Source organism: Mesorhizobium sp. M7A.F.Ca.CA.002.04.1.1, assembly GCF_004022805.1.
GTDB classification, from domain to species: domain Bacteria; phylum Pseudomonadota; class Alphaproteobacteria; order Rhizobiales; family Rhizobiaceae; genus Mesorhizobium; species Mesorhizobium ciceri.
Window position 1 is genome coordinate 1 of record NZ_RZPL01000311.1, and the last position, 6250, is coordinate 6250.

General features: G+C 63.5%; 5 protein-coding genes and 1 pseudogene. 2 read left to right on the forward strand and 4 right to left on the reverse strand.

The window, feature by feature from the left end:
- Positions 1 to 32 precede the first annotated feature (32 nt).
- The 4 genes and pseudogenes from ENZ75_RS17260 to gcvA form a co-directional block, all read right to left on the reverse strand.
- A pseudogene (locus tag ENZ75_RS17260) lies at positions 33 to 494 on the reverse strand (ABC transporter substrate-binding protein); the annotation flags it as partial.
- Between the two features lie 128 nt (positions 495 to 622).
- Entirely contained in the window at positions 623 to 2053 is a 1431-nt protein-coding gene (locus tag ENZ75_RS17265) for a hypothetical protein (protein WP_063169743.1), read from the reverse strand.
- A gap of 183 nt (positions 2054 to 2236) precedes the next feature.
- On the reverse strand, positions 2237 to 3541 hold the full coding sequence (gene pncB / locus ENZ75_RS17270; RefSeq protein ID WP_013528440.1) for a nicotinate phosphoribosyltransferase: 1305 nt from the start codon (positions 3539 to 3541) through the stop codon (positions 2237 to 2239).
- Between the two features lie 136 nt (positions 3542 to 3677).
- A complete protein-coding gene (gcvA, locus tag ENZ75_RS17275) occupies positions 3678 to 4652 on the reverse strand; it encodes a transcriptional regulator GcvA (protein WP_024502059.1) in 975 nt (324 codons plus the stop codon).
- A gap of 206 nt (positions 4653 to 4858) precedes the next feature.
- On the opposite strand from gcvA, the gene speB reads away from it, so the two are divergent.
- Together speB and ENZ75_RS17285 are read left to right on the forward strand one after the other, a co-directional pair.
- Positions 4859 to 5920 (forward strand): agmatinase, encoded by a 1062-nt coding sequence (gene speB, locus ENZ75_RS17280; protein WP_013528438.1) that lies wholly within the window; start codon positions 4859 to 4861, stop codon positions 5918 to 5920.
- 76 nt (positions 5921 to 5996) lie between these two features.
- Positions 5997 to 6250, forward strand: a 254-nt coding sequence (locus ENZ75_RS17285) for a transporter substrate-binding domain-containing protein (RefSeq protein ID WP_245481166.1), incomplete at its 3' end; no start/stop codon positions are given.

Below are 6250 nucleotides of genomic sequence, written 5' to 3' on the forward strand. Positions count from 1 at the left end.
GGCTACAAGGGACCGGAAGACCGCGCCAAGCTGGTCGAGGCGACGTGATGGCCTTCGCTGACGACGAAATAGGGCATCTTGTTTTCGCCGGCGGCGGGCGCCGAGCCGATGACGACATGCGAGAACAGCGTGCCGAAGACGATGTCGGTCTTGTGCTGGGTGGCGAACTTGCCGACCACCTCGGCGCCACGGCCGGGATCGGTGCCGTCATCCTCGATGATCACCTCGACCTGGCGGCCATTGATGCCGCCGGCGGCATTGATCGCCTTGACCGCGGCAGCCGTCGTCTTTTCGTACCAGCGGCCATAGGCAGCGCCGATGCCGGTGCGGTGCGACTGGAAGCCGATCTTGATCGGCGCCGAACTCTGCGCCTGGGAATAGCGGACGAAGCCAGGGGCAAGGCCGAGGCCGGCGCCTGCGGCCAGACCTTTCAGTGCGGTGCGGCGGGTGAGCGTGGATCTGGAGAGATCGAAAAACCCATTCTTGTCAGTCACGGCAGTTCCCCTGTTTTTGAGTTTTGACTGGCTGCAACGAGGCAAAAAATCGCATGTGTACAAACTAAATCACCAAAGCCCCGACGTGGCAAGCGGGCTTTCCCCGAAGGCATGCTGGTCGCCTTTTCTCATCCGACAGTCGGCGTGGCAAGCAACCAGAGGCCGAAGACGGTGTAGGCGACCATCAGCAAGGTAAGCGGGAACTGGCTGAGGGCCGCGCGGGAGGGCTGTGGGTGCAGGCGCCAGGCGAAGCCGTGAGCGACGAGGACGGCGAGCACATGCCCCAGGATGATGGCGCCGGCCTGGATATTCCACAGCCACCACGCAGAGTCCGCCCCCGCAACGATGCCGGCCTCGATCTGCATATCGGCGGTGCCGAACAGGTTCCAGCCCATCGCGAACGGATCGGAAAGTGCCGCAAGCGCATATTGGCCGTCGACGAGCAGCGCCGTCAGATAATGCGCAATGTGATAGGCAAGCGCGATCGGCACGATCGACCACACCAGCTGACCGGCCGCCTGGTTAAGAATGTGGTCGCTGCCGGCAAGACGTTGGCCGAGCCAGGCGGCAAGCAGGAACACCGCCGCCAGCAGCGCGAATGTCAGGATCAGCCCGAAAGTGCCGCTGCCGATCAGCGCCGTGCGGCCGGGAAATTCGAGCGGGTTGATGCCGAACAGGCCGAGCCAGAAGAAGGTTTTCGACAGGCCGTCGAAGGACACCGACGACAGGGCGAGCAGCAGGAAAGCCATGCCGCTGGCCGGCAAGGGCTCCGCGGCCAGCAGCTTGGCGCCCGGCCAGCACAGGGCAAGCCGGCCATGTTCGTTCCGTACCACAATTGCGAAACGCGCCACCATGGAGAAGAAGACCGTCAGGAATTCGCCGCTGCGGCTCCAGCCGCGATAGCCGAACGCCAGTATGGCGAGGAAAGAGAATAGCCAGTAGAGGCCGGCGGCCACGGCCAGACGCGCCGGATCGTCGGGCGCCGGATCGATGAGTTCGAACCAGGCAAAGGCGAAGAACAAGATGGCCGCAGGCCAGCAGCCGACCCATCGGGGCAGGCGCCATGTCCCGGTCCCGAACAGGCGCGAGGCGATACGCCATGGTCCATACCAGGGGTTCAGCCATGACCAGAGATCGCCGAAGAGGCCTTGCAACAGCGTGACGCCGGCCCACAAAAGGGTCCAGATCACCAAAGGCAGCGGGTTTGAAAGCGGGTCGTGGCTGCCGAAAAGGCCGGCGGCGATGAGAATTGCAAAGCCGGCAAAGGATATCAGGCTGATGGCGGCGCGGGCGCTGTCGCCGAAGGTGAACAGCGGCAGGCGTCGGCGCCAGAAGCGGGCAAGCGAAGCCGCCGGCAGCAGCGCCAGGACGAGGAAGCTGACGGCCACGGCGAAGGCGCCTCCGACCAGATAGTAGCCGGTCGGCAACAGCAGGACGTGGCCCCGGTCGGAGGCGTGGGCGAAGGCTGGGGTGGGGAGGAGGGCAAACAGCGCCGCAGATAATAACGCCAACAGCTGATGGCAGTGCTCTACGAGGCCCCCCTCTGTCCTGCCGGACATCTCCCCCTCAAGGGGGGAGATCGGCAGAACGGCCTGTTGGCGCCATTCTTCAAGCGTTGGAGATTGGCGAAAGCAGGGACCAGGGACCAAGTCCAATCTCCCCCCTTGAGGGGGAGATGTCCGGTAGGACAGAGGGGGGCGCCAAGGAACTCGGCCTATCCAAGAGCCCCACCACCCCACCCCTCACACCTTGACCAATTGCTCCACGCGGTCCTTCTCGCCAAAAATCCTGAGATACCGCTCGATCTCTTTCACATCGCCGGTCGCCTTGGCCGGATTGTCCGACAGCTTGACCGCTGGCCTGCCATTGGCCTCGGTGACCTTGCAAACCAGCGATATGGCGTCGAGGCTGTTGGTTTCCGTCGGCGCGCAGCCTTCGAAATCATTGGTCAGATTGGTGCCCCAGCCGAACGACATGCGCACCTTGCCCTTGAAGTGGCGATAGGTCTCCTCGATGGTCTCGACCTCGAGCCCGTCGGAGAAGATCAGCAGTTTCTGCTTGGGGTCCTTGCCCTTGTCGCGCCACCAGGACAGGATTTTTTCGCCGCCTTCGATCGGCGGCGCGCTGTCGGGGCGAAAGCCCGTCCAGTCGGCCACCCAGTCCGGCGCATCGCGCAGGAACGATGCTGTGCCGAAGGCGTCGGGCAGCACGATCAGCAGATTGCCGCCATAGTAGCGCTGCCAGTCCTGCAGCACCTTGTAAGGCGACTGTCTCAGCTCTTTTTCCGAGTCGGCAAGCGCGGCAAACACCATCGGCAGCTCATGTGCGTTGGTGCCGAGCGCTTCGAGGTCGTTGTCCATGGCCAAAAGCACGTTGGAGGTGCCGGTGAACGCCTCGCCGATGCCTTCCTTCAACGCCTCGACACACCAGCGCTGCCATAGGAAGGAATGGCGCCGGCGCGTGCCGAAATCCGAGATGCGGATGCCGGGCAGCGCCTTCAGCCGCTCGGTCTTGGCCCACATCTTGGATTTGGCGCGGGCATAGAGCACGTCGAGCGCGAAAGGCCCGAACGCCCGCATCGCCGCGCGAGATCGGAGTTCATTGATGATGGCGAGCGCCGGGATTTCCCACAGCGTGGTGTACATCCACGGCCCGCTGAAGGTCAGTTCATACTGCCCGTCGCACTTCGACAGCTCGTATTCGGGCAGCCGGAAGCCTTCCAGCCAGGCGAGGAATTCCGGTTCGAAGATCTGCTTGCGGCCGTAGAAATTGTTACCGCCGAGCCAGATCATCTCCTTCTTGGAGAAGCGCAAGGTGCGGGCATGGTCGAGTTGTTCGCGCAATTCGCCCTCGTCGATCTCGTCGGCAAGGCGCACCGAGGTCGTGCGGTTGATCAGCGAGAAGGTTGCGTCGACCTTGGGATACATGCCCCAGATCATCTGCAGCATCAAAAGCTTGTAGAAATCCGTGTCGAGCAAGCTGCGCACGATCGGGTCGAGCTTCCAGGTGTGGTTGTAGACGCGCCGCGCAATATCGGTCTTAGCCATGTTTCAACACCGCCTTCGCTGCCTGCCATCCACAATTGCGACAGGCCTCATAGCATCGAATCGGCCGCAACGCTGCCCGCTTTCAGGCTGGCCCGACAAAAAGAGCTGCCTGCATGCGGCGGCGCGCAGCCCGGCATCAGCTTGCGGATTTGCCGCCCATCACCCTGAGCGCCGGACGCTTGCGGCGGCTGACGATGCGGCCGGCCACAGGGGCGTCGGCGCGCCCATCGTCCCCCGCTTTCTCGGCAAACAGCCAGTCGACGAACACCTGCACGATCGGCGTCGTCCGCATCTCGTTGCGGCAGACGACATAGAAATCGTCGACCGCCGGCACCGACAGGCTGAACGGCGCGACCAGCATGCCCCTGGCCAGCAGCGCGCTTGCCGTCACCGAGTCGCCCAGCGCCACGCCGTGGCCGTGCACCGCCGCCTCGGTCGCCATACGGGCATCGCCGAGGTGATGGCGGCGGCCCCGCTCCAGGTCCAGCGCATCGGCGGCAGCCAGCCAGGTGTGCCACTCGCGGCCGTCATCGCCATGCAGGAAGACATGATCGGCGAGATCCCTGACGCTGCGGATCGGCCGGTTGTTGATCAAGGTCGGGCTGACCACGGGAAACAGTTCGAGGCCCGACCATTTGCGCATCCAGCAATCGGTCCAGCTGCCGTCGCCATAATGCACGCAGACATCGATATTGGGCGCCCGCAAATCCTTGGGATCGTTGGAAGGAATAAGCGTCAGCCTTATGTCGGGATATTGCGCCATGAAACTGCCGAGCCGCGGTGTCATCCACAGCAACAGTAGCGCCGGCACGCAGGAGACCGAAAGTGTGCCGCTGCTCGCCGGCCTTGTCATGCGCTGGGTGGCGGCGGCGATGCCGTCGAACGCGGTCGACACCGCCGGCAGAAGCTCCGCGCCATGCGGTGTCAGCTTGACCCGCTGGCCGACCCGCTCGAACAGCTTGACACCGAGCGACTGCTCGAGCGCCTTGATCTGGTGGCTGACGGCGCCATGAGTGACGTTCAGCTCAGTCGCCGCCTTGGTCAGTGAACCATGGCGAGCCGTTGCCTCGAAGGCGCGCAGCGGATTGAGCGGTGGCAGGCGCTTGGTCATGGTACCACTTTGTTGTGAGATTTTCTCACAGAAAACACCCTAACAATATCAATTGATTTTTCAATGCCACTGCCAGACACTTGAGTTTAGAACAGCATCAAGACATGAAATCTGCAGGCAGCCAGCGGGACAGCGGCCCGGCCGGATGACGGTCGGTTCGCAGGCGTCACCCGCGCCGGCACTGCATCAGCCCAGGAGGAGCGGACATGGGATACGATCGCGGCAAGCTCGATGCGTTGCGTCGCAAATATGGTGAAAGCCATGGCGGCGAGATGTTCGACCCGAAATTCCGCAAGGTCGCCGACAAGATCTTCTCCAAGAGCGGCACGCGGCTGGCGCCCTATTCAGGCATCCCGACCTTTCTTGCCGCGCCCTACCGCGAAATATCGGCCGACAATCCGGATTTCGGCGATTTGCAGGTGGCGATGATCGGCGTGCCGATGGATCTCGGCGTCACCAACCGCCCGGGCTCGCGCTTCGGGCCAAGGGCGTTGCGCGCCATCGAGCGCATCGGGCCCTACAATCACGTGCTGGAATGCGCGCCGACGCATGAGCTCAGGGTCGCCGACATTGGTGACACGCCGTTCCGCAGCCGCTACCGGCTTGAGACCAGCCATGAGGATATCGAGCGCCGCACCAACCAGATCGTCGATGCCGGGGTCATTCCGCTGTCGATCGGCGGCGACCATTCGATCAGCCATCCAATTCTGAAGGCCGTCGGCAAGAAGGCCCCGGTGGGGTTGATCCATATCGACGCCCACTGCGACACCAGTGGCCTGTTCGACATGACCAAGTTCCACCATGGCGGCCCGTTCCGCAACGCGGTGCTTGACGGCGTGCTCGACCCGACGCGCACGATCCAGATCGGCATCCGCGGCTCGGCCGAATATCTGTGGGAGTTCACCTACGAGTCCGGCATGACCGTGGTGCATGCCGAGGAGGTGACCGGCCTCGGCATTCCGGCGATCATCGAGAAGGCGCGCAAGATCGTCGGCGACGGCCCGACCTATGTCTCCTTCGACATCGACAGCGTCGATCCGGCCTTCGCGCCGGGCACCGGCACGCCGGAAGTCGGCGGTCTGACGACGCGCGAAGTGCTCGAACTGCTGCGCGGCCTCAAAGGTCTTAACATCGTCGGCGGCGACGTCGTCGAGGTGGCGCCGCAATACGACTCGACCACCAACACGGCGCATGCCGCCGCACAGGTGCTGTTCGAGATACTGAGCCTGATGGTGTTCAGCCCGGCGATAACAGGCAAGGGCGCCTGACGTCTAGAAAAGCAAAGGCAGCCGCCGCGCTGGAGCCGGCGGCCGACCCGAACAAACAAAGCTTCCAGACAGGGGAATGACAATGACAATCCGTAAGACATTTGCCTCCATCGCCGCCGTGCTGATGCTCGGCACGGCCGGTTTCGGCCTCGCAGTTCAGGCCGCTAGCGCCGATGCGCTGGCGGACATCACCAAGGCCGGCACCATCAATGTCGGCGTCTTCGCCGACTTTCCGCCCTTCTCCTCGGCCAGCGCCGACATGAGCCTCAAGGGCTATGACATGGATGTCGCGCAATACATCGCCGATACGCTCAAGGTGAAGCTCAATCC

Excerpts from the sequence above, each read along its gene's own strand:
- speB (WP_013528438.1), top strand. The coding sequence starts at position 4,859 with ATGGGATACGATCGCGGCAAGCTCGATGCGTTGCGTCGCAAATATGGT.
- pncB (WP_013528440.1), bottom strand. The coding sequence starts at position 3,541 with ATGGCTAAGACCGATATTGCGCGGCGCGTCTACAACCACACCTGGAAG.
- gcvA (WP_024502059.1), bottom strand. The coding sequence starts at position 4,652 with ATGACCAAGCGCCTGCCACCGCTCAATCCGCTGCGCGCCTTCGAGGCA.
- ENZ75_RS17265 (WP_063169743.1), bottom strand. The coding sequence starts at position 2,053 with ATGTCCGGCAGGACAGAGGGGGGCCTCGTAGAGCACTGCCATCAGCTG.